The organism is Paenibacillus bouchesdurhonensis (assembly GCF_900155685.1).
GTDB classification, from domain to species: domain Bacteria; phylum Bacillota; class Bacilli; order Paenibacillales; family Paenibacillaceae; genus Fontibacillus; species Fontibacillus bouchesdurhonensis.
This window is the reverse complement of sequence record NZ_LT732548.1, coordinates 3173637-3197153: the sequence shown is the minus strand read 5'-3', so window position 1 is coordinate 3197153 and position 23517 is coordinate 3173637. Positions and strand designations below refer to the sequence as shown.

General features: G+C 47.3%; 24 protein-coding genes. 13 read left to right on the top strand and 11 right to left on the bottom strand.

From position 1 onward, the window contains the following. Positions 1-100: 100 nt before the first annotated feature. Together CZ379_RS26285 and CZ379_RS18360 are read right to left on the bottom strand one after the other, a co-directional pair. Positions 101-268, bottom strand: a complete 168-nt coding sequence (locus CZ379_RS26285; protein WP_199925671.1) for a hypothetical protein — start codon at positions 266-268, stop codon at positions 101-103. A 77-nt stretch (positions 269-345) separates the two neighbouring features. Then, positions 346-1266, bottom strand: a complete 921-nt coding sequence (locus CZ379_RS18360) for a LysR family transcriptional regulator (RefSeq protein WP_234404951.1) — start codon at positions 1264-1266, stop codon at positions 346-348. 212 nt (positions 1267-1478) lie between these two features. Here CZ379_RS18360 and aroC point away from each other — a divergent pair, with 212 nt between their 5' ends. After that, complete coding sequence (gene aroC, locus CZ379_RS18355) at positions 1479-2534, top strand: chorismate synthase (RefSeq protein ID WP_110934446.1); 1056 nt, start codon at positions 1479-1481, stop codon at positions 2532-2534. Here aroC and CZ379_RS18350 read toward each other — a convergent pair. The 3 genes from CZ379_RS18350 to CZ379_RS18340 form a co-directional block, all read right to left on the bottom strand. Further along, positions 2504-3097: a substrate-binding domain-containing protein gene (locus CZ379_RS18350; RefSeq protein ID WP_199925670.1), complete on the bottom strand. Its 594-nt coding sequence runs from the start codon at positions 3095-3097 to the stop codon at positions 2504-2506. The genes aroC and CZ379_RS18350 overlap by 31 nt on opposite strands. Positions 3098-3186: 89 nt before the next feature. After that, the gene (locus tag CZ379_RS18345) at positions 3187-4410 is read right to left on the bottom strand and encodes an MFS transporter (RefSeq protein WP_110932945.1); all 1224 of its coding nucleotides are present in this window, start codon (positions 4408-4410) and stop codon (positions 3187-3189) included. Between the two features lie 107 nt (positions 4411-4517). After that, entirely contained in the window at positions 4518-5084 is a 567-nt protein-coding gene (locus CZ379_RS18340) for a TetR/AcrR family transcriptional regulator (protein WP_110932944.1), read from the bottom strand. A gap of 391 nt (positions 5085-5475) precedes the next feature. Between CZ379_RS18340 and CZ379_RS18335 the strand changes: the two genes are divergently transcribed. From CZ379_RS18335 to CZ379_RS18315, 5 genes are all read left to right on the top strand, one after another. Continuing rightward, on the top strand, positions 5476-6255 hold the full coding sequence (locus CZ379_RS18335; RefSeq protein WP_234404950.1) for a DeoR/GlpR family DNA-binding transcription regulator: 780 nt from the start codon (positions 5476-5478) through the stop codon (positions 6253-6255). Further along, a complete protein-coding gene (gene pfkB / locus CZ379_RS18330; RefSeq protein ID WP_110932943.1) occupies positions 6252-7190 on the top strand; it encodes a 1-phosphofructokinase in 939 nt (312 codons plus the stop codon). Before CZ379_RS18335 ends, pfkB begins: the two co-directional genes overlap by 4 nt. A gap of 19 nt (positions 7191-7209) precedes the next feature. After that, a complete protein-coding gene (locus CZ379_RS18325) occupies positions 7210-8604 on the top strand; it encodes a PTS fructose transporter subunit IIC (RefSeq protein ID WP_110934444.1) in 1395 nt (464 codons plus the stop codon). Then, entirely contained in the window at positions 8601-9053 is a 453-nt protein-coding gene (locus CZ379_RS18320; protein WP_110932942.1) for a PTS sugar transporter subunit IIA, read from the top strand. The genes CZ379_RS18325 and CZ379_RS18320 overlap by 4 nt, the downstream gene beginning before the upstream one ends. 116 nt (positions 9054-9169) lie before the next feature. Then, entirely contained in the window at positions 9170-10036 is an 867-nt protein-coding gene (locus CZ379_RS18315; protein ID WP_110932941.1) for an alpha/beta hydrolase, read from the top strand. 81 nt (positions 10037-10117) lie between these two features. Here the strand turns inward: CZ379_RS18315 and CZ379_RS18310 are convergent, their stop codons facing one another. From CZ379_RS18310 to CZ379_RS18290, 5 genes are all read right to left on the bottom strand, one after another. Then, the gene (locus CZ379_RS18310; RefSeq protein WP_110932940.1) at positions 10118-11590 is read right to left on the bottom strand and encodes a DHA2 family efflux MFS transporter permease subunit; all 1473 of its coding nucleotides are present in this window, start codon (positions 11588-11590) and stop codon (positions 10118-10120) included. Between the two features lie 270 nt (positions 11591-11860). Then, complete coding sequence (locus CZ379_RS18305) at positions 11861-13030, bottom strand: mannitol-1-phosphate 5-dehydrogenase (protein WP_110932939.1); 1170 nt, start codon at positions 13028-13030, stop codon at positions 11861-11863. Continuing rightward, positions 13027-13464, bottom strand: a complete 438-nt coding sequence (locus tag CZ379_RS18300; protein ID WP_110932938.1) for a PTS mannitol transporter subunit IIA — start codon at positions 13462-13464, stop codon at positions 13027-13029. The genes CZ379_RS18305 and CZ379_RS18300 overlap by 4 nt, the downstream gene beginning before the upstream one ends. Before the next feature lie 3 nt (positions 13465-13467). Further along, entirely contained in the window at positions 13468-15546 is a 2079-nt protein-coding gene (locus CZ379_RS18295; protein ID WP_110932937.1) for a BglG family transcription antiterminator, read from the bottom strand. A 76-nt stretch (positions 15547-15622) separates the two neighbouring features. Continuing rightward, on the bottom strand, positions 15623-17044 hold the full coding sequence (locus CZ379_RS18290; RefSeq protein ID WP_110932936.1) for a PTS mannitol transporter subunit IIBC: 1422 nt from the start codon (positions 17042-17044) through the stop codon (positions 15623-15625). Between the two features lie 266 nt (positions 17045-17310). Here CZ379_RS18290 and mgtE point away from each other — a divergent pair, with 266 nt between their 5' ends. Further along, positions 17311-18645 (top strand): magnesium transporter, encoded by a 1335-nt coding sequence (gene mgtE, locus CZ379_RS18285; protein WP_110932935.1) that lies wholly within the window; start codon positions 17311-17313, stop codon positions 18643-18645. 22 nt (positions 18646-18667) lie between these two features. Here the strand turns inward: mgtE and CZ379_RS18280 are convergent, their stop codons facing one another. Continuing rightward, positions 18668-19375 (bottom strand): DNA alkylation repair protein, encoded by a 708-nt coding sequence (locus CZ379_RS18280; protein ID WP_110932934.1) that lies wholly within the window; start codon positions 19373-19375, stop codon positions 18668-18670. A gap of 385 nt (positions 19376-19760) precedes the next feature. Between CZ379_RS18280 and CZ379_RS18275 the strand changes: the two genes are divergently transcribed. The 6 genes from CZ379_RS18275 to CZ379_RS18250 all read left to right on the top strand — a co-directional run bounded on the left by CZ379_RS18275 (position 19761) and on the right by CZ379_RS18250 (position 23375). Beyond that, the gene (locus CZ379_RS18275) at positions 19761-20036 is read left to right on the top strand and encodes a dihydrodipicolinate synthase family protein (protein WP_110932933.1); all 276 of its coding nucleotides are present in this window, start codon (positions 19761-19763) and stop codon (positions 20034-20036) included. Between the two features lie 57 nt (positions 20037-20093). Further along, complete coding sequence (locus CZ379_RS26280; RefSeq protein WP_234404949.1) at positions 20094-20261, top strand: sugar ABC transporter permease; 168 nt, start codon at positions 20094-20096, stop codon at positions 20259-20261. Positions 20262-20291: 30 nt separating this feature from the next. Then, on the top strand, positions 20292-20984 hold the full coding sequence (locus CZ379_RS18265) for an N-acetylmannosamine-6-phosphate 2-epimerase (RefSeq protein ID WP_110932932.1): 693 nt from the start codon (positions 20292-20294) through the stop codon (positions 20982-20984). After that, complete coding sequence (locus CZ379_RS18260; protein ID WP_110932931.1) at positions 20981-21859, top strand: ROK family protein; 879 nt, start codon at positions 20981-20983, stop codon at positions 21857-21859. The genes CZ379_RS18265 and CZ379_RS18260 overlap by 4 nt, the downstream gene beginning before the upstream one ends. A gap of 11 nt (positions 21860-21870) precedes the next feature. Further along, positions 21871-22725 carry a MurR/RpiR family transcriptional regulator gene (locus tag CZ379_RS18255; protein ID WP_110932930.1) on the top strand — a complete coding sequence of 285 codons (855 nt, stop codon included), beginning with the start codon at positions 21871-21873 and terminating at the stop codon, positions 22723-22725. A 185-nt stretch (positions 22726-22910) separates the two neighbouring features. Next, positions 22911-23375: a hypothetical protein gene (locus CZ379_RS18250; RefSeq protein WP_110932929.1), complete on the top strand. Its 465-nt coding sequence runs from the start codon at positions 22911-22913 to the stop codon at positions 23373-23375. Positions 23376-23517 lie beyond the last annotated feature (142 nt).

The window sequence follows — 23517 nt, the reverse complement described above, 5'->3', positions numbered from 1 at the left end:
GCAAAGTGGCAGGCGAACAAGTAAGGTCATAAGAACACCCAAGGAAGCATGGAGGCATTTTGATTGTGCCCTGTTCATTTCCTTGGGTGCTGAATGCTGCTTATTTATGATCGGATTTGTCCTCGTCGACAAATGCCACGGGTTTAGCAACCCATTCTTCAGCTTGCGGCTCAATGTCCACGCCGCTTTCGATTTTTTTCTTCTCAGCCAAAGAATCGCCTTTCTCGTCAAGCTTGTTACGAATTTGATCTTCGGATTGTTGCTCCATTGTAAAAGCCTCCTTTATAAGCAAAGTTGATTCTGTCCCTATTTATAGTTACCCTTTGCCCAGCATTACAAACATGGTCAAATGGAAGATTGTAAAGAATCGATCAAGACATCCATAAACTTCTGCGCACTGATCGACAGCGACATGTTGCGGCGGGTGGCAACGGAGATGGAACGAAATGGGATCGGTTCGGCGATCTGCAGCTCGAAGAGCGTTCCTTCCTGCAGCTCCTGCTCGGCGAAAGCACGGGCAACAAAGGCTGCACCATATCCGCGCTTGGCAAACTCGATCAGCATGTCGAGGCTGCCGAGTTCAATGTCGACCTGAGCTTCAATGCCGAGTGCATGAAGCCACTTCTCGACGAAATGCCGCGTACTGCTGTCTTTGGAAAATAAGAGCAGCGGAATTCGGCTCAGTTCACTTGCATTTATCTGCTGTTCGGCAAAATGACGATAAGCCGATCCTACGACAAAAATATGCTGCTGTGAAATAAGATGATTGGAGGCAAGCCTCTCATCGCTCAGCGGCAGATGGACGAGGCCGATATCGATCTGCCCCTCCAGGAGCTGGTGCTGGATGTCGCTGCTTTTTGCTTGAGATAAGCGGATTCTTACCTCGGGATAATGGTCGTGGAAGTGATCTAGAGCGGGTAGGAGAAGATGCTTGATCATCGGGCCGCTTGCTCCGACACGAAGCTCACCGCTTGATAATTTTTTTAAATTCGCGATTTTCTGTTCCCCCGCTTGAAGTATGGCGAAGGATTGTTCCACGTACTCGAGCAATGCGCAACCTTCCGGCGTCAATTTTACTCCTTTGGAAAGCCGATTGAACAATTTGATATCTAGTCGAGATTCCAGCTGTTTAATCGCATAGCTTACGGACGGCTGGGTAATGTGCAGTTGTTGGGCAGCCTTGGTCAAATTGCCGAGGCGTGCGGTGTGCAGAAAAATACGATACAGCTCAATGTTAACCTGGTTCATCGAATAAATCGGATCCATTGATTCACCTGCTATTCATATTATTATCGTTAACCTAGAAAGCTGGGTATCTATCATGAATTCATTGATATTGATCTCATCTATATCATAGCCATGATTTTTCAATTTCATTTATATCAATGAGCAAATTATAATAAGGGATATAAGAAGCTGTCAACTTTGCAAAAATAGGAGAAGCCGGCAGCATGGATGGGTATGAGGAGGAGAACGATATGGCAGGCAATACATTTGGAGAAGTGTTCAAAATTACAACGTTCGGAGAATCGCATGGTGAGGCTGTAGGCGTTATTGTCGATGGCGTAACTCCGGGAGTGGAGCTTACCGAGGCTTTTATACAGAAGCAAATGGATCGTCGCAAACCAGGGCAATCTTCCGTCACTACGCCACGCAAGGAGTATGACGTAATCAGCATCAAATCAGGGATGTTTGAAGGGAAGACCACGGGTACGCCGCTCTTTATTATGCTGGAAAATAAGGATATGCGTCCTGAGGCATACAGCGATATTCAAAATGCTTTTCGTCCAGGACATGCCGATTATACGTATTTGCAAAAATACGGGATTCGCGATCACCGCGGCAGCGGCAGAGCCTCCGGCAGAGAGACGGCGGGGAGAGTGGCTGCAGGTGCTGTCGCCCGTAAATTACTGGAACATCGCGGCGTTCAAGTAGTCGCTTATACGAAGGAGCTTGGCGGAATCCGCTGTGAGACTTACAACGAGGAGATTATTGAGCAGAATGCGGTTCGAGCCTGCGATCCGGAGGCCGCGGTGCGGATGATTGAGCGGGTGGAGCAGCTTGCAGCTGTGGGAGACAGCTGCGGGGGCATTGTAGAGTGCCGTATTCGCGGTATAAAGGCGGGGCTCGGCGAGCCCGTGTTCAACAAGCTCGATGCCGAGCTTGCCAAAGCAATGCTTTCGATCGGAGCTGTCAAAGGCATCGAATTTGGAGCGGGCTTTGCCGCAGCGGACATGCTGGGAAGCGAACATAACGATGAAATGAATGCTTCAGGATTTTTGACTAATCATGCTGGCGGTATTTTAGGCGGAATTAGCACGGGCCATGAAATCGTGTTCCGAATTGTCGTTAAACCGACCTCCTCGATATCTGTTCCTCAGCAAACGATGAATATTCGGGGCGAGGAGCAGCAGATTATTACGGAAGGCAGACATGATCCATCCATCTGCCCGCGGATTATTCCGGTTGTTGAAGCGATGGCTTGCCTCGTGCTGGAGGATCACTACAAGCGGCAAGCTGCGATGCTCGGATAGTTGGGGATCTGCTCCAGAAAAGATTTGGCTTGCGGGGGCAGAGGGCCTCCCGAGCGTACGCAGCAGGAGATGATGTTGCTGGCCCGAAGTCCAGCGGCTTCGATTCGTACCAGCGATCCGCTCTCTACGTAGGAACGTGCTTCCATAGCCGAAGCAAGAGTAACGCCTAAACCGGCAAGCGCAGCGCGCAGGGCCTCTTGGGGCCCGTTTACCCGAACCGCAGGCAGCGGTTCGGGTAATTCTGCTGCTCGGCAGAGTGACAGCAGAGCCTCCAGCGTATAGCTGCCTGGCTCCCTGAGTACGAAGGGCGAGGCAAGCAATTCATCCGGGGCAGCGCTTCGTCCTGCAAGGGGGTGCTTCGGGGGGGATACAAACCACAGCTCGTCCTCGTAAACAGGGATGAATTCAACCTGGGCCGGAGGACGTCTGTGCGAGCCGCCGATCCAGGCCATGTCCGTCTCATAACGAAGGAGCTTGTCGATCGCAAACTGCACGTTGCCCGAAATGAGGCTGATTTCGACTTCGGCGCATTCATGTTCGCCTGATCGTAGAGGGATAAGCATAAAAAATGAAAAACACCGAAAGCATAGAGGCTGATTAGCATCGTGCTTCGGTGTTTTTGGCTTGCCCCTAGAAACTAAATAAACATCTGTTATACATGAGTGCTTTTGCGAACAGAAGCAGGCATCCTCTTCGGAAGAATCCATAAAGCGGCGACCCCTAATAATAAGGCAAAGCTGACCGTAACGATTGTCCGCGGCACGTCCAGCCAGTCCGTCAGAATGCCGCCGAAGAACGGCCCGGCGATCATGCCGACTGATTGCAGGATGTTGAATAATCCGAATGCCGCTCCGAACGCTCCGCCTCCATCCCCGTCATCTACGATAGCTCCTAGCGAGGAGAGGGTCGGCGAAAGGGCAAAGCCGACGCTGGCTCCGACAAGCAGCATGACGCCGGCCTGGAGCCATATCGTATGGGCAAAGGCGAACAGCGGTGTAAACAAGCCAAGTGCGGCAAGGCCGATAAGCATTAAAATACGGGCAGGATATCGATCGGACAGCATTCCAGACAGGGGAGCCGCAGCTCCGTAAGCCAAGCTCATTGCGGCAAAGAGAAGGCCGGTTATCGTTGGGGTTGCCTGCACGTGATGATGCAAAAATACGGGAAGAATGGATTCCAATAGAGTCAGTACCGATTCAGCCAGCAGTACAATCGCGGCGATAAAGAGCACGGGACGAAGGCGCAGCAGCTGAAAGGTTCCTTGCTTTTTAGTCTCAATATGTGGGTCTTCCTCCGTGCTGCCAGGTTCCCGAAGCATAAAAATCGCAAGCACCAAGCTCGTTAAAATCAATCCGGCTGCAAAAATAAAGGGCGCATTGTACCCGCCTGCATCGAGCAGCCAACCGCCGATCGGCGCGCCGAGCAAGGAGCCCATGGAGATGCCGGTAAGCGCCATGCCCATGACAGCGCCTCGCCGGTTCGCCGGGAATAATGCGGCCAGCAGTGCCATCGAAGCGGTCAGCGTAGCCGCCGCAGCAATGCCTTGTACGAAGCGTGCGCCAATCAGCATCCACATAGAACTGGCGAAGGCAAAAAACAAGGTGGAGAGCACCATGCCGATCAAACCCATAATAATTGGTACGACCTTGCCTATCCTATCGGATATCGCGGCAAAAAGCGGCGTTGTGATCAATACACCTACGGCATAGCTGCCGAACAAAATACCGATCAAGGTAGAGGAGGGGTTGAGCTGATCCACGAGAAAAGGTGTAATCGGGATAATGAGACTGTACAGCAGCATATCATTGAATAATATGAAAATAATGAGTCCAAGACTGATCCATTGTGTCTTGTTCACCGTTTGTTTGGAAAGCATAAGGCACCTCGTTCTAGTTGTAAATTAATTTTAAAGATACTATAACCCAAATAAACTAAAATTGTTTTTTTAGTTTATCCAGGGAAAGGGAGAGAATAAAAGAAGTCTTATCTTCTTTTATTCTCGGGGATCAGGCCATATAATAATACATCGACAATAGAGGATAGAGCTTCGGACACGGTGATTTGATTGTCGCGATAGAACCGCTGATCCAAAATGGAATTGGTGGCATCGATCAAAATTTTCAGCAGCAGGGAAACGTTCATATCAATGATTTCGCCTTCGCGAATTCCTTGCTCCAATAATAATCGCAGGGCGGCCCAATCATCCTTCAGTTCGGCATCGACTTTAGCCCATTGCTCAGGGAAATGCCGCTTCATTTGCTCCAGTGTCCGCAAATCATAGAACTCCCAATGCTTGGGCAGTACGTTCATGACGCCTTTTATTTTCTCAATTAAGGTGAACTCCTCGTCCTGAATGATTTGCTCGGTAATCTCGTTCATTTCAGCAAAGGTCTGATCAATAATGGCATCTAAAATCTCCACTTTGGAAGAGAAATGCTCATACAAGGTTCTTTTGCTGATCCGCAGGCGCCTCGCTAAATCATCCATTGTAAATTTCATGCCATTATTCTCGATCTCTTCAATAAAAGCGGTCATGATCCGATTTCTCATATCAGTCCTCCAGTAGCCGTAAGCAAGTTCATTTTGAGATAAAACTAAAAATACTAAAATAGTTTTATTGTGCTATTATAGTCCTTTTCTAGCGAAAGATCAAGGGAATCCCTTGCATGTTCCATACCAGATATCATAATTCTCAATAGCTTACAGCACCTGTTCTCTGGCCATCTAGTTATTTGGTAACCAGAGGATTTTTTACATGAATTACGGTCACTTATGACCGTTTCGGCTCATATGTGCTTGTGTTAAATAAAATATTCATCTGAAAACGCTTTACAACTACAATATGATCATATATAATCATAATCAACAATAAATGATCACATTTGAGCGCGAGTTGATATATAATGAAAAGAAACTGTGAAATTAGAAATGAGGTAGTGCAATGATGCTTTTTGAAGAAGAGCGTAAACGAGAGATGGCTCAATATGTGCAAAGCAAGGGAAGGGCGCTCGTTCCCGAGCTGGCCGAGCAATTTCAAGTATCTGAATCGACCGTACGCCGGGATTTAAGAGATTTGGAAGAGGCCAAACAACTGCGTAGAACGCACGGCGGGGCTGTGGCCATTGAACAGGACGGTGTAGAGCCGACCTTCATGGAGAAGGAGGATCGTTATCGAGCACAGAAAGAGGAGATCGCTCGTTGTGCATTATCCTTCATTGAAGAAGGGGATACGATATTTCTCGACTCGGGAACGACGACGTATTATTTGGCTAAGTATTTGAAGGATTTTCAGGAACTCACCGTGGTTACGAACTCCACCATGGTAGCGGAGGAACTGAAGCAGGCGAAGCATATCCAGCTGTTGTTAACGGGCGGAGCCCTGCGTCACGAGACCCAAGCCATGGTGGGGCCGCTAGCTAATCGTTCCATTGGTGCCATTCGGGTGAACAAGTTGTTCTTGGCTATAAACGGGGTGGATTCGGCGGCTGGACTAACTACGCCAAATTTAACCGAAGCAGAAACAAAACGCTGCATGATCCATGCGTCTAAGCAAATCATTTTAGTGACTGATCACAGCAAATTTGGACAGGTTTCATTCGCCAGGGTGGCGGATTTGTCGGAAATTCATCATTGCATCGTGGATCATGGAATAACAGAGCAAGCGATTTCTGACATGGAAGCGGAAGGAATTAAAGTCACAATAGCGGGGAGAGCATCATGATGAAGACAGTGCATACGGTAACCTTGAATCCAGCTGTAGATAAGACCGTAATGGTGGATCGCTTCGTGGCAGGTGAACTAAATCGGATCAAGACGATGCGAACAGATGCCGGGGGCAAGGGCATTAATGTCGCTAAAGTTTTACATAGCTTCTCAGTTTCCGTCATAGCTTGGGGCATTCAAGCGGGGCATCAGGGGAAAATTCTCTTAGATAAGCTTCAGGAGCAGGGAATTCCAGCTCGATTCATAGAAGCCGAAGGAGAAACCCGTACGAATCTGAAGGTGGTTGACGAGCAATCGAAGCAAACAACTGAACTTAACGAAGCAGGCTGCGTACCTAGCAAAGAGCTTTTGGAGGAGTTCCTTGCCCGCTATGAAGCCGAACTCAATGAGGCTGCCATCGTTGTTCTAGGAGGAAGCTTGCCTCCGGGAACGCCAATGGATTATTACCGTCGTCTGATCGATATAGCAAATCGCAAGGGGGTGCGTACAATTCTAGACGCTGACGGTGAAGCTCTTGCTTTAGGCATAGAAGCTGTGCCGTTTGCTCTTAAGCCGAATATTCATGAGCTTGAAGCATTGTATGAAACGAAGTTTGAGACAGAGGAACAAATTATTGCCGCAGCTAGTCGGTTAGTGAACAAAGGGATATCTTACGTGCTGGTATCAATGGGAAGCGAAGGCTCGATTCTGGTTAATGAGCAGGAGGTTTACCGGGCCACACCATTCCCGATCACACCATTAAGCACGGTCGGTGCAGGAGATTCAATGGTCGCGGCAATGGCTTATTGCTTGCTGCATCAGAAATCCGCTGGCGAAATGGCCCGCTGGACCTCGGCGGCGGGAACGATCACAGCTTCCAAATCTGGCACGGACGTCTGTACACTCCATCAAGTGAAGGATTCGCTTGATCGGGTGCAACTTCAAAGATTGTAATGAGGAGGAATAGTCTATGATGACTAAGCTGATTGCCGTTACTGCATGTCCAACTGGTGTTGCTCATACGTATATGGCTGCAGAATCGCTGGCGAAAGCAGCCAGGGAGAAGAACATTGAGCTAAAAGTCGAAACTAGAGGGGCCATTGGAGTAGAAAATGAATTAACTGAGCAGGATATCGCGGAGGCGCATGCGGTTATCCTTGCGGCAGATACTGATGTCTTGGAATCCCGGTTTGCAGGCAAACCGGTGGTGAAGGTGGGAGTTGCACAGGCGTTGAAAGATCCGGCTGGGTTGCTCGAACAGGCTCTTGCGATGGAGGCTGCCGCCCCGGATAATTATTTGAAGCAAATTAGTCAGGCGAAATCAGATCGTGGGGCGTCGCGCAAAGGCCCTTACAAGCATCTTATGACAGGCGTGTCGGCGATGCTCCCGTTAGTAGTCGCCGGCGGATTATTGATAGCGATTTCATTCATTTTTGGAATCGATGCTGCAAGCGAGAAGGGAACGTTGGCCGCAGCATTGATGGATATCGGCGGCGGAGCAGCTTTTGCACTTATGATCCCGATTCTTGCCGGATACATCGCTTTTTCCATTGCGGAGAAGCCGGGTCTTGCACCTGGGCTCGTCGGCGGCATGCTGGCTTCACAGGTAGGTGCCGGATTTATCGGTGGAATCGCGGCAGGTTTCCTCGCAGGATACGTCGCGAAATGGCTTAAAGACATCATTAAGCTGCCGCGAAATTTGGAAGGACTCAAGCCGATCCTGATCATTCCATTGCTGGCTACCGGTATTACCGGACTGCTCATGATTTACGTTATCGGCGAGCCGGTTAAATTCACGATGGACAGCTTGACGAGCTGGCTGAATACGATTGGTTCGACGAATGCCGTGCTGCTGGGCTTGCTTCTTGGAGCGATGATGGCTTTCGATATGGGAGGTCCGGTCAATAAAGCTGCTTATACCTTTGCTGTGGGCCTTCTGGCTAGCAGCGTCTACGGCCCGATGGCGGCGGTAATGGCAGCGGGAATGACCCCTCCGCTAGGTTTATGGCTCGCCACCATGATCGCACCGAAAAAATTCACGCTGGAAGAGAGAAATGCAGGCAAGTCTGCCGCTGTACTCGGCATTTCATTTATTACCGAAGGAGCGATCCCGTTTGCGGCTAGCGATCCGTTCCGCGTCATTCCATCCATCATGGTTGGTTCGGCGGCTACCGGAGCTTTATCCATGCTGTTTGGGGCAACGCTGCAAGCGCCACATGGCGGTATCTTCGTACTAGCGATTCCAAATGCTGTCACACAAATTGGCTTATATGCACTAGCAATCGCGATTGGAACGATAATAACAGCATTTATGCTATTCTTCTTGAAGAAACCTGTAAATACGCAGCTGGGTGGGAGCGACATATGAAAATTATTGAACTCATGAATGAAGAAGCGATATTAATGCCTTTAAATGTGGTGAATAAAGAGGATTGTATTCACGTGATGATCGATGCTCTCGTGAAATCCGGAGCGGTGAACGATAAATCAGCATATTTGGAAGCGGTAGTGAGTCGGGAAAAAATGAGCTCCACGGGAATAGGCTTTCGGGTAGCCATTCCACACGGTAAATCGGCTGGAGTAAGCGAGCCGGCATTAGCCTTCGCCCAGTTGGCGGAGCCGCTGGATTGGGCGTCCATCGATGGACAGCCGGTTTCGATTGTGTTTATGATCGCCGTACCGGAGCAATCTCAAGGGAACGAACATCTGCAAATCCTAGTAGCGCTTTCCCGTAAACTGATGGACGATGAGTTCCGCAGCCAGTTGCTTGCCGTACGCGAGCGCAGAGAATTGATTCAATTATTAGGGACTATTTAATAATAATATGATTGCGATCGCTTACACTTGAATTGGTGGGCGGTCGTTTTTATTGTGAAAGGGGTTAAATTCGATGTAAAATGGGTTATCTGACATTTAAATTGAAGGAGAATGACATGAGAAAGGAAACAGTCACATACAAGCAGGTAAAGGGCTGCTCGATTAAAGCGGATATTTACTATCGGGGGAAGCATTCGCCCGTTCTCATGTACATCCATGGCGGCGCTTTAATGTTCGGTTCGAGAAGCTGGCTGCCCTTAAACCAAGTCGAGCTTTACTATGAAGCTGGGTTTACGGTTGTAAGCATAGATTACCGGCTTGCTCCCTTCACGAAGCTCTACGACATTGTGCAGGATATAAGAGATGCAATCCATTGGGTTAAGACGGATGCTGTACAGTATTATGAATTCGATGCGGACAGGCTGATCTTGATGGGAGGATCGGCCGGCGGCTATTTATGCTTATTAATGGGTACGATGGAGTTAAAACCGGGGGCGATCGTTTCTTTCTACGGATATGGCGATATTCTAGGTGATTGGGTGATGCAGCCTAGCGAGCATTATTGTACAAGACCTATAGTGACAAAGGAACAGGCCCAGCATGCCATTAAACGCCAAGCCGTATCTGAGGGTGACTGGGAGCGGTTCAATTATTATTTATATTGCCGTCAACAGGGAGTATGGTTGACGGAAATGTCGGGCCTAGATCCCAGCAAGGATCGCAGTCTCCTGGAAATGTATAATCCGATCAATAACATTCAGAATAATTTTCCGCCTACGCTGCTGCTGCACGGGGATCAGGATACAGACGTCCCATATGGGCAATCCGTCTTAATGTATGAGCAGCTGCGTAAATCAGGGATATCCGCAGAGCTTATTACCATACATGGTGTAGATCATGTATTCGATCAGCAGCATTTTAAAGTGCCTGAGGTGCAGGGCGCTTTTCAGCGAACGATTGAATTTATGAAGGCGAATAGTTAAACAGGCTTCTTAATCATGAGGACAGCAAAGGACGCTTCCTTGCCCGTTAGGGCTGGGTAGCGTCCTTTGTAATTGCTCTAATTAAGATGTAGTGCTTGCAGCGATTTGTTCCACGGGAGCCTTCGTTCGTTTTGTGAACAGCGAGATAAGTAGAGCAATAACCGCAAACACCAAGCCGACTACAAAGGCTCTATGAATACCTGATAGCAAGCCTTCCGCCATTTGTGCAGCGGTTGGTTCGGCCGTCAAAGTCTTGAAGTAAGACTGCTGTCCCGACGTCATAATGCTGATAAACAGAGCGACGCCGATCGCCCCGGAAATTTGCTGCAAGGTGTTGAGTACAGCTGTTCCGTGAGGATACAAGCGCTGCGGCAATTGATTCAAACCATTTGTTTGCGTAGGCATCATGATCATCGCTATGGCAATCATCAGTAGAACGTGCAGGATCACCAAAGTGGTCGTAGTCGTCTGCAAATTGATCCGCGTAAACAGCCACATAATAATGAGCAGCAAGCTGCTGCCAGGTATGACGAGCGCGCGCGGGCCGAATTTATCGAACAGCCGGCCAGTAATCGGCGAGACGAGACCGTTGAGCAGGCCGCCTGGAAGCAGAACTAGTCCTGCGGCAAAGGTTGTCATCAGGAATACCCCTTGCATGAGGAAAGGAAGCAGGAGCATCGTAGAGAACATCGTCATCATCGCGATGATGAGCATCAGCGTCGTTAGCGTAAACATCGGATACTTAAAGACGCGAAAATCGAGCATAGGTTCATTCGATTTCAATTGCCTAATTACGAAAAGCAATAGCGATGCTCCACCCACGATTAAGGGGACATAAACCTCCGGGCTAGCCCACGTCGTATCCGCTTTGCCCGCACTGCTGAATCCGAACACAACCCCGCCAAAGCCAAGCGTGGACAGTAGAATCGAGAGCAAGTCCACTTTAGGTTTAGTTATGGTCGTTACATTCCTCAAGAAAATAAATGAAACGATAATCGATAATACAGCGAAGGGAAGCACCAGGAAAAATAGCCAGCGCCAGTCCGCAACCTGTAGAATCAAGCCCGAAAGCGTAGGGCCGATCGCGGGGGCAAACATAATAACAAGTCCGATGGTACCCATGGCAGCGCCGCGAGTCTCCGGCGGATAAAGCACGAGAATCGTGTTCATCATGACGGGCAGCATAAGTCCCGCACCGCTCGCTTGAAGCAAGCGGCCCACTAGCAGCAATTCAAAGCTGGGGGCCACTCCGCAAAGGAGCGTACCTGCTGTAAACAACACCATGGCACCGAGAAACATCTGTCTAGTCGTAAACCATTGCACCAGCAGCGCCGAAACAGGGATAAGCACACCAACGACAAGCATGTAGCCCGTCGCCAGCCACTGCAGGGTAGAAGCGGATACTTCCAATGCGACTTCGAGCTTCGGCAAAGCGATATTGAGCAGTGTTTCATTGAGAATGGAGAAAAAAGCACCGATGATGAGCGAGATCAAAATCGGCAATTTCTTGATGTTTTGTAGATCTGGTTGCTGTGTATTAGCAGTAGATTTCAAGTTTCATCCCTATCCTTATATTTTATTTTAGATCAGTGTTATTGTATTGTAACAGATTAATTTAAACATTTTGTAATTAAAATATTATTTTTTTAAATTAATTTTAAATTAATGATCTTATGGATAACGAAATAATGAAATTTCAAATATTTACCCCTATTAAGTTTCGATTTGAGCAATAGACTTCCACACTTAATGTGCGAAAAATAGAAGCCGATAGATTCAGGCATACAAGTGCGCTGCAATCTATCGGCGTATATTTTAGTTAGTTTAGTTAGTTGATGCTTGGGAGTGCTGCTCAGTAAGCTTGGCGTACTCATCAAAAATTTGAGCATGGAGCGGGTGCTCCCTAGGAAGCTCTGTGTATTTCTCAATGGCTGCATGGACGCCATGTTCACGGATATAAGCTTGCAGCTCGGTCGATTCCGGGTCACTGCTCTCATTGAATAGCAGGGCAGCCGCAACAGCTCTAGTCAGATGGGGAACAGGTATATCCAGTTTATAAGCCAACAATGCGGGCCTTACCAGCCGATCATTTGGAGAAACCTTCCGAATCGGAGAGCGTCCAACACGTCCGATTTCATCCGTTAAATACGGGTTGATAAAGCGCTCTAGAATTTGCTCGATGTACTGCTGATGAGAGGCTTCGTCGAACGAATACGTTTTTACGAGCATCGCTCCCGATTCAAGTAAAGCTCCTAATACTTCGACAAGGACAACAGGATCTTTCAACGCTTCCTGAATTGTCTTATAGCCGCTGAGGAAGCCGTGATAGGCGGCAATGCAGTGGCCTGTATTCACGGTGAACAGCTTGCGTTCAATATAAGGAAGCAATTGATCTACATAATGAACGCCATCAATTTCTTTGAAATCCCCGCGCATGGCCGAGCGATCCACTGTCCATTCATAGAAAGGTTCAACCGTTACGAGCAATGGATCTTCATGCTGCTGAAGCGGTACGATTCGATCAACGGCGGCGTCAGGAAACGCAATTGTCAGTTCGGCCTGCACCCTCATTGTTTCCGACAGATGCTCATATACGTGATTTTTAAGTTGTGTGCTGCCTCCAATGGCATTTTCACAGGCAATGATATGAAGAGGGCGCCCGCTATGAGACAGTCTCAGCTCAATGCCCTGGGCAATAGCCCCGGCGATGTGCTTCAATACGGAAACACCTACGGCAGTCGTCACAATGTCGGCATCAGCTATCGCCTCAGCGACCAGAGCCGTATTCTTGCCATCAATGGCGGTTACATTCTCGACAGTGATTGAGTCAGCCTGTTCATTCGCCAAAGTAACCGTATATTGGCGCTTGCTCCGCAATAGCTCGACCAACGTATCGTTGACATCGACGAAGGTAACCTCGTATCCGGATTTCGAGAGCAATAATCCGATGAACCCTCGACCGATGTTGCCGGCTCCAAAATGTACGGCTTTCATTCGCTCATCCCCTGTTCAAAAATCGAAATGAGTTCATCTTCAGACGTTGCATTCACGATTCGTTTCATTTCATCGTCGTCAGAAACAAGCACAGCTACATTCGTCAAAATTTCCATGTGATCATCACGGATTGCAGCAAGTCCAATGACCAGTTGCGCGGGCTCATCGCCGCCGAAGTCAATGCCTTCTGGTGCGGTAAGAATAGCCATTCCCGTAGATTTAATCATCGTTTTCGCTTCATTTGTGCCATGCGGCATCGCCAGCCCCCCACCGAGGTAAGTGGAAAGGGAGTCCTCGCGTTCGATCATTTTCTCGATATAATCCGCCGGCGCGTGACCTGCGTCCACCAGCATTTGGCCCACCATGCGAATCGCTTCATATTTATCTTGAACCTTTACGTTCAGTCTTACTTTATCTTTAGATAGAATAGCCATGGTTTATTCTCTCCAATCCATTTTTCTGATTAAATATTTCTCCAGCTGCCTGGAGATAAAGCTTCTGATTTCTTCTTTGCTCCCTCCCTCCAGTAAAGTAATCATCTCGGTTAGGAGCAGCATTCCACTAATTTCGCTCAACAATTCAAGGCTGGCCTTCTCCAGCTTCATCGGACCGAGCATCAGAAGAATTTGCTTAACGGCACCGGCCTCATGATTCAGTTCTAACGGCATATCGTAACGAAATAGGGAGATGACCGGTTGCTGTACCCACTCGCTTCGCGTGTGCATTAAGGCGATTTCCGAATCGGGCATGACCAGGCTGCCTTGCTGTTCCCGAACCAGCAGCTGCTGGACAATCTTTTCTTTGTTTAACAATATGCTCGGCTGGTCGATCGTCGATAACATATGCAGTAGCTGACTTTCCAGGCCAGGGCCTCCGGACGCCAGTTCCATTGCATGAATCTTGAATCCATCCAGAAGTCGCACAATAATATCAGAGTAAATGTGGAGCTGTCTTAGCCGATCCAGAGGACCGTGATCTGAATCCGTAATCGGAACGGAGGAGGGCTCCATGTTTTTCAATGTAATCTCATGAATAAAGGATCTTAGCTTGTCAGTTTCATCCTCCGTGAGCAGAGGGCTAATCTTGATGTACCTGTCGGAGGCTAACGGTAAATTAACGGTAGAAATGATCAAATCATAATCATCGGTGGGCAGCCGCACGGCCTCGTACCAGGAAAGATGACCGGTCAATTCAATTTGCGGCAGCTCCTTAGAGATCCGTACCGCAAGGAGCTTGGACGATCCGATGCCGCTAGTGCAGACAAGTACCGCCCGCACCTTCCAGGGAATTTGCTTTAGGCGCTCAATGGCCGCTCCGAAATGCATAACGATATATCCGATTTCCTCATCCGGCACGTGAATGTCTTGCACAAATTCGTCAACGCCTTGCCTGACCAGGGCAAATAGCTGATCGTAGTCTTTTTTGATCTGCGTTAGTATTGGATTTCGAATGGCAAGGCCGCTTGAAATCCTTTGAAAGGCAGGGTGCATATGCTGGATCAAACCTTCAACCAACGAGCGGTCATCCATAAATGAAATTTGTGTCTTACTCTCAATGAACCGGATTAATTCAGTTACTGTCTCAATGAGAGACATGTCGTTGTGGTTTATCAAAAGTCCAAGCTCATGCTGTGCTTCGCCCTTGAGCAAGCTGTCAATATAGGCTTCCTCCTCCTGAGGGAGCTGCAAATCGAGCAGCTCTAGAAGCCGGACAAGTTGGCCACTGTCCATAGCGGACGCATGGTAGGCTGATGCAGCAGGAGGAACATCAGATTTAGGATCGATGATGCAGCCTTGCTGGATTCGGGTAAAAGCTACAGACAGCCGGATTAACAAGCGGGTGTAAGCCGCTTCGGACAAACGGGTTGGCCATTGCTTGTTAAGCTGCCATAGAGCTCTTTCGAGCTTGAAAAATAGATCTTTGCCGACCATCAATAGAAGCTGGTTCGTTAACGGATGCACCACGCTCTGGTCGATCTTGTCGTCCTTTTGTTCGAATAAATCAGAATCATCCAAATACTTGATCGCCAGAAAGCTGATCATTTTTCGCTTCGCTTGCTCTTTACCCGATAATTCGACGCCGTAGCCGCGTTTTCTGACTAATGTTAGTTGCTGCTCGTTGATATGTTCCTCAAGCTGATCCAAGTCGTTACTGATCGTAGGCATCGTCACATTTAGTTCATGGGCAAGCGTAAATAATTTTACTGGCTCATCATATTGGAGCAGCTTGCATAGGATTAGCACTTTACGCTCATACGATGAATATTCCGCTGGCACAGATAAATTAAGCTCCTGCTTGAATAATTCAATTTGCTCACTGTCTGCTTCGACTTTGATGCCGATTCCGGATTTCTTGTGAAGAGTAATGCCATGAGCCGCGAGGGCAGGTTCGATATCAATTAGCTCCCTGTGAATGGTTCGTGTACTGGTTCCAATCTCGGCAGCGATCTCAGCGGCTGTAATTTCATTCTGTTGATTGAACAACAGCTCTACGATCCGACGCTGTCTAGTTGACATTACGATACGGCATCATTCCCTTCACGAGAGAAATGAGCTTAACGCCGACAGAATACTGTCAGCGCCAAGCTTGCAATCATTTGCTCAATCTTTCGATGAGCGCATCATATTCAGGACTCTTTAAGAAGTTATCGATGGATATATGCTCTGCATGCGGGTTCTTCTGACGAGCCCGATCCGTCAGCGTCATATGCGTGATGACGATATCCGCATCATTTGGGATGTCATTGATCGCTGTATTAATGACCGTAATCGGCAGGCCTGCGGCATTAACTTTTTTCCGAAGTATAGAAGCGCCCATCGCACTTGAACCCATTCCGGCATCGCAGGAGAATACGATTTTGTTAACTTCGTCCTTCGATTTAACCGCTTGGTTTTCGGAAGCGGAGGCAGGCGCCGCGTTTCCTTTGGAGCTTGCTTTCATTTCCTTCATTTTTGTTGTTGCAGCTTCCAAATCTTCATCGACATTAGACTTGCTTGTTTTCAATAGAAGAGATGCGATTAAGAAGGAAACGAGTGCTGCTACCAATACGCCACTGAACATGGCAAGGAATCCACCCTTAGGTGTCAAAGGCAAGTAGGCAAGGATGCTTCCCGGGGAAGGAGCTCCTGCAAGTCCGGCACCAAGAAGCGAGAAGGTGAATGTACCGGCCATACCGCCGCCGATCACAGCAAGAATCAAACGTGGGTTCATCAAGATGTAAGGGAAATAAATTTCATGAATACCACCAAAGAAATGAATGATCACCGCACCAGGTGCAGATTGCTTGACCGAGCCTCTGCCGAACAACCAGTAGGCTAACAGGATACCTAGACCAGGCCCAGGGTTGGACTCCAGCATGTAAATAATCGACTTGCCCGCAGTGTGGACTTGCTCCAATGCTAATGGGCCAAGAATACCGTGATTGATTGCGTTATTAAGGAACAATACTTTGGCAGGCTCAATGATCAGGTTAGCCAGCGGCAGCAAGCCCGTGTTGATCAAGAAATCAACGCCGGCAGCAAGCACGTTGCTAATCGACTGAACGATCGGGCCGATCCCCTTGAAAGCAATGAGGGCTATACCGCCCCCTAGAATACCCAAGGAGAAGTTATTGATCAGCATTTCAAATCCCGATGGAATTTTTCCTTCAACGGATTTATCGAACTTCTTCAAGACCCATGCGCTGAGCGGCCCAACGATCATAGCTCCTAGGAACATTGGAATCTCGGCTCCGACAATGACGCCCATCGTGACGACTGCGCCAATGACACCGCCCCGTACATCGTGAACCATCCTGCCGCCCGTATAGCCAATGAGCAAAGGAAGCAAATATTTGATCATTGGGTCTACTAAGGAAGCAAAACTTTCATTCGGAAACCAGCCGGTCGGGATGAATAATGCGGTGATGAGACCCCAGGCGATAAAAGCCCCGATGTTCGGCATGAACATTCCGCTCAAAAATCTCCCGAAGCGCTGGACTAGAACTTTGAAACTAGTTGATTCTGTAGTGTCCATATTTTTTTGACCTCCACGAATAAAATATTGTTGAATCTGAAGATGCTGTGTAGTTCATATATCCTACAAACATCGTATCTGTTAGCGGTTTCACTGGCAATCAAATCAAAAGCAGGTTGCTTCATGATGGCTGTTGACATGATTTTATTGTCTGATGAAAGTTGTTGCCTTATACCCTTGGAAAATGGATAGTCTTATTTCACTTTACATTACGTGTTACAATAGAATATTAAGCTTTAACAACATGTTCAAAGGAGTACGTTAAAATGATCGATCTTAATCAAATGCGGCAAAAGATCCTGACAGCAGATATAGATCAAATGCTTTCATTTGTGGAAGCTTTCAGACCGATTGATTTGGCAGAAAGTTTGGAGAAATTAAAATCAGAGGAACAACTGAAGCTAATGGAGCTTCTGCCTCCGATTGTATCTGCGGAAATATTGGAGTTTGTGGAGCCGCTGCTCCAATATCAAATTTTGCATCATCTGGACGTTGAACTGACCTCAACCATTCTCAATGAGCTGCCCAGTGATATCGTGGCGGATATGATGCTGGCGATTCATCGATACCAGGCGGATAAATTACTGACACTGCTGCCGGATGATTATCGCGAGCAAATTCAGACCTTAATGACATTTCCGGAAGAGACAGCAGGAAGCTTGGCAACGATCGACTATATTGCCGCACCCGGACATTGGACGATGGAAACGACGCTGGAGCACATACGTAAGGTGGGACGCGAAGCAGAGATTACGGCCTATATTTATGTAACAGGAATGAAAGGGGAACTGCGGGGCGTAGTTTCGCTCAAAAAAATTATTCTGGCTGACCCGCATACCGAGCTGCGGGAAATTGCAGATGAGCCTATTTCTGTGCCGGCCACAATGGGGCAAGAGGAAACAGCAGAGCTGTTATCTCGTTACGACTGGGTTGCTCTGCCGGTGGTGGATGCGCAACAGCGCTTGATCGGTGCCGTTACTGTCGATGATCTGATCGACGTCATGCAGGAGGAGGCGACAGAGGATATTCAAATGCTGGGCGGAAGCCAGCCGCTGGAGGACGTATATTTTAAGACCTCCGTATTTCATCTGTACCGTAAAAGAATTATTTGGCTTCTTATCTTATTTGTTGCCGAGGCTTATACCGGCACCGTGTTGCGGCATTATGAGGATACGTTAACTGAAGTGATTTCGCTTGCCTTTTTCATACCGCTGCTCATCGGAACCGGAGGAAATACCGGAACCCAGACGGTCTCAACTCTTGTCCGCGCACTCGCAGTAGGCGAGGTGCATTTCCGTGATATATTCCGCGTTGTCAAGAAGGAAATGATGACGGGGCTGATGACTGGCTCGACTATTTTTGTTATCGCTTTTCTTCGCGCATGGATGCTTGGAGTAGAGCTTAACGTGGGCTTAGTCGTCGGCATTACGGCATTGATGATCGTAATTTGGGCGTCTTTGGTCGCAGCCATTCTGCCATTGATTTTGCATAAGCTGAAGGCCGATCCAGCCGTGATTTCAGGCCCGTTTATTACGACGCTAGTGGATGGTACCGGCTTGGTTATTTATTTCACCGTGGCAAAAATATTGCTCAATCTTTAGAAAGACAAGACCGCGGCAAGCCTTAACAGATGCAAGTCTTCTTCTTTACGCCAAGCTTGCCGCGCTGCTCTACTTTTTGAATATATTCGGCTGCTAGCGGAACTTTGCAGGCGGTTTGACCGACATCAACATGGACTTTGCCTATGTTACTGGCAGCTTTCATGGCATCATTGTATAAAGGTATCACATAGGCTCCGGTAATTATGACGAACGTGTTCATCGTATATCGAACACGGTTCTGCTCCTCATGAATTGTGGATTCGATCTGTCGCAGCAAAGAGCGGATCTCTTCTAGGTCAAGCTGTTCGTCTGGAGTAATCGATATATAATTGGCGTATGCACTCCAGCCGCAGGTGGCGATCATTTCATCGTCAGAGCGCATCCATTCCCGGGTGAGCTCTAGGGCGAAGGGGCTTTCAGCAGTTACATTTGCGACCGTGTATTCGGCAAGCATATACCAGTTAGCTTGTTTGACCCAATGCTCCAGCTGCGGCTTCGTCATCGCTTGCGGGTTGACGGATAGACCGGCTAAATACATAGCATCAGAGTTGCCTGATTCAAAGAGCGCCAATGCCAAGTCTTGATCTTTCGACACTTGCTTTACCAGCTTCTTTAAATCCCCGATTTTTACACCGAATAAAGGCTCCTTGGCGCCATGGCGAATGAAGGTTCTTTTCGTTTGTTCAGTGCCCATTTCTTCTAGCTTTGTCATTACGTCCGCCAATGTCATATGCATAATCTCCTTAGTAATTAATTGACTATATGTTATTATAATACCTCGCGGAATGCCATGGGAATGGGAGGGGATTTTGCTATTTTCATATCGGGAAGAAATTTTCACAAAAAATAATTTAAAGAAAATAATTTACAATCTCAAAAAAACATGATAAATTAAATATAGAAGAAGCCGAAATCAAATACTAAAAACTCTGTATTATGTAAGGGTTTCAGTGGTTTGATCGAACGGAGGAGTGTCATCAGCTATAAGCAATACGTTGTCATGACTTCCGGCGAAAATATTTTCCTTAAATTAAATAGGGAAGAAAATAATCTACATACGAGGACTCATGACCATTCGAAAACTATGAAATGCGGACAACTAAGGAGGAAAGAAAATAGCTTCATTAGAAAAGTTTCATGGGATATTACCCGCCTTCTACGCATGCTATAACGATGAAGGGAACATTTCAGAAGCGCGGACGAAGGAATTATGCGAGTACTTGTTGGGCAAAGGGGTACAAGGCGTTTATGTTGGCGGAAGCTCAGGAGAATGTATCTATCATAACCTCGATGAACGTATAGCAGCGCTGGTTCGATGGCAGCCTATGCTTTCTCAAAAATCAATTTTAAGTTCAGCAATATTATTTATGTTATTTTTGTTTCAAGCTTGATGATTCCGAAGCTGGAATGACTATTTGTGGCAGTTGGTTGTTGGTCAGGAGAAATTGATGAAAACACTGATGGTGGGTACCGCAACATTGATGCAGGATCTTAATCCTAATTTTGCTTATAAAATAGCTGGAGCGACCGTGGCGGCAATTCCAATGCTGATCATCTTCGTATTGTTCCAACGCTATTTTACATCAGGCATAACGGCTGGCGCATTGAAAGAGTAATAATCTTATAAAAACGTGGAGTGGTTACAGATGAATACAGATCATAAAATTCTTAGTGAGATCCAGCATAATTTAATTGTTTCCTGCCAAGCATTGCCAGAGGAGCCGCTCCATAGTCCTTTTATTATGGGGAGAATGGCATACGCCGCCTATTTAGGAGGAGCTGCTGGCATTCGCGCTAACAGCGTTGATGATATTAGAGAGATTAAGAAAAATGTTAATTTGCCGATCATCGGAATTATCAAGCAGGTATACGCTGGTTCAGATGTATTCATTACGCCGACATTAAAGGAAGTTGAAGCTCTGCGCAATGAAGGCGTGGATATCATCGCGATGGATGCGACAAACCGCATCAGGCCCGATGGAACGACAATTTCGGAATTGTTCCCTCGGATTAGAGAGATGTATCAGGATCAACTATTCATGGCCGATTGTTCTACGTATGAAGAAGGGATTCTCGCTGAAGATCTGGGTTTTGATCTCGTAGGCACGACCTTGAGTGGATACACAAAAGCTACCAAGGGGAAACCTTTGCCTGATTTTGAATTGGTGGAACGTCTCGTTGCGCGTCTTTCGGTGCCCGTCATCTCTGAAGGCGGGATATCTACACCGGAGCAATTGAAGAAAATGTACGACCTGGGCGTATATTCAGCAGTCGTTGGCTCAGCGATCACGCGGCCGATGGAAATTACGCAACGGTTCATGAAGGCTGTGAGAGAATGAGAATATTAGCCGCGGATATTGGCGGAACGAATACAAAGATATGTATTGCGGACGAGCAGGGGAACCTGGAACAGTTTCAGGAGTATGCTACGGAGAGCCGCCAGGGCGGCCCTCATGTCATGGCACGATTAATGGATAAGCTTGCGGACTATGATAATTTTGATGCTATTGCGATCAGTACGGCTGGACAAGTTCATTCAGAAGCGGGATTTATCGTCTTTGCTAACGAAAATATACCTAATTACACTGGTATGAGAATAAAGGATATGCTGGAAGAGCGGTTCCATACACCCGTTAAGGTCGAGAACGATGTACACGCGGCTGCGCTGGGCGAGGCATTCTTTGGCGCAGCCAGGCACTTCAATGACTTCTTATGTTTAACATTTGGTACAGGGATTGGCGGAGCCATCGTTATAGATCGCGAAATCTATAAAGGCGCAAATGGCGTGGCAGGCGAGTTTGGTCATATTATGACTCATACACCTTCAGGCTTGAACATGGGGGAGACCCCGCGCTTCTATGAAAAATATGCCTCAACGACGGCTTTGGTACAAATGGCTGAAGGAGTCGACCCTGATTGCAAGAATGGTAAAATATTATTTGAGAAAATCAAACAAGGGAATAAGAGGCTGGAACAGGTTTTACATGCATGGGTGGATGAGGTCGCCTTCGGCTTAACCTCGATCATTCATATCTTTAACCCTTCGGCTGTTATCGTTGGGGGCGGCGTAATGGAGCAGGATGATTTAGTCCGGTTTGTAGAAGCAAGAACAAAAGCAATCGTTATGCCAAGTTATAGTGATGTGAAAATTTTGAAGGCCTCCCTTGGAAATAAAGCAGGCGTTCTTGGAGCGGCATCATTATTTTTGCAATAGGGGGAGAAAATTTGCGTCCATTGAGTATTTTTACTTCGATTCACTCTAAATACAACAATTTGACGAACACGGAGAAGAAGGTCGCGGACTATGTTCTAGAAAATGCAAGAAGCGTGGTTTACATGTCGATTACGGATCTTGCCGATGCTTGTCATGTCGGAGAGTCCAGCATTTTCCGATTCTGTAAATCGCTTAGCTATAAAGGCTATCAGGAATTTAAAATTGCCTTGGCCCACAGTATTACGGTGGATAATGAAATTCCACAGCTTACCGATCAGGTGCTCATGGATGATACTATTGACCAGGTCGCTTCGAAAGTACTGGCTTCCAACATTAGCGCGTTGAATGAAACCTTCAATTTACTGAATATCGAGAAGATCGATCAGGCGATTGATTATTTGATCGGCGCTGAACGGATTATGTTCTTCGGTGTAGGTTCATCGCTCATCACGGCGATGGAGGCAAAGGTGAAATTTATGCGGATTACGAATAAGGCGGAGTGTACCTTCGATTCACATCTCCAGATGATGTCGGCGGCTTTAATGACAGAGCGTGATGTGGCGGTCATTATTTCTTATTCGGGCTCGACCAAGGACAATATTGAAGTGGCAAAAAAGGCAAAAGAGCGTGGCGCAAAGATCATCTCGATCACAAGATTCGTTAAATCGCCTTTAACCTCATTTTCCGATCTAACCTTGCTTTGCGGAGCCAATGAAGGCCCGCTGCAAGGGGGATCATTATCGGCGAAAATTTCCCAGTTGTATTTGTTGGACGTTTTGTATGCCGAATACTTCAAAAGATCCAAGGAAGAGTCGATCCTCAATAAGGAAAATACAGCTGCGGCAGTGAGTGAGAAGCTCTTATAGGAGTAGGAAGATTGATTAAGTAAATTAGATGCGAGGGGATCCGGCATCGGAAACTATAATTAATAATCAAGAACACCCGGCTTTTAAATAGACCAATTACCTTGTAAACGATCAGAGGAATGGTCTATCTTTTATTTCCTTTAGATTTAAGGAGCTACCATGACTATCCGTTTTATAGATCACAAGTGGAACGAGTAGAGAATGTAGAAGTCACAACTATTTTTTTTGAAGATATTGCGGAGCATTCGAATAAGCTGCAAGAAGCAATTCGCCAAGCCGACGTTATGATTACTACGCTGAATCATGCGGACGAGGCTCGAGCTCTGCTGGTCGATTGCTCTAAACCTCTTTTAACGATCGGTGCTGCTAATATATCTACGCTCTTAGACATTTCTAAAATGGACAAGGGCAGTAAAGTGGCCTTCGTCTGTCTAGGCAAGCAAGGGGGACAATGGATGGCGGAGAGCGTAAAAAGTGCCGGCATTATGCAAATCGAGAGCAAGGCCTTCGGCATAGACGATAAGCAGGCGGTGCTTGAGGCGATACAACAGTCGACCTGCGTGTATGCTTCTTCTGCGGTATATGATGAAGTCTCAGCATTAGCCGCCGACAAATCCAAGCTCTTTCCGCTAGTTGGAGAAGAGCAGTGAGAAGTTGCTTCAGGATTTTCTCGACAAAGGAGTTCATTAGCAAAATGCCTAAGGCTGGGAGTCATTGCTTCAGCACTATCACTGAGGATAACGGCAATTCACTGATTTGTCCCAAATCCGATAGTTTTATGTAAAATTCAAG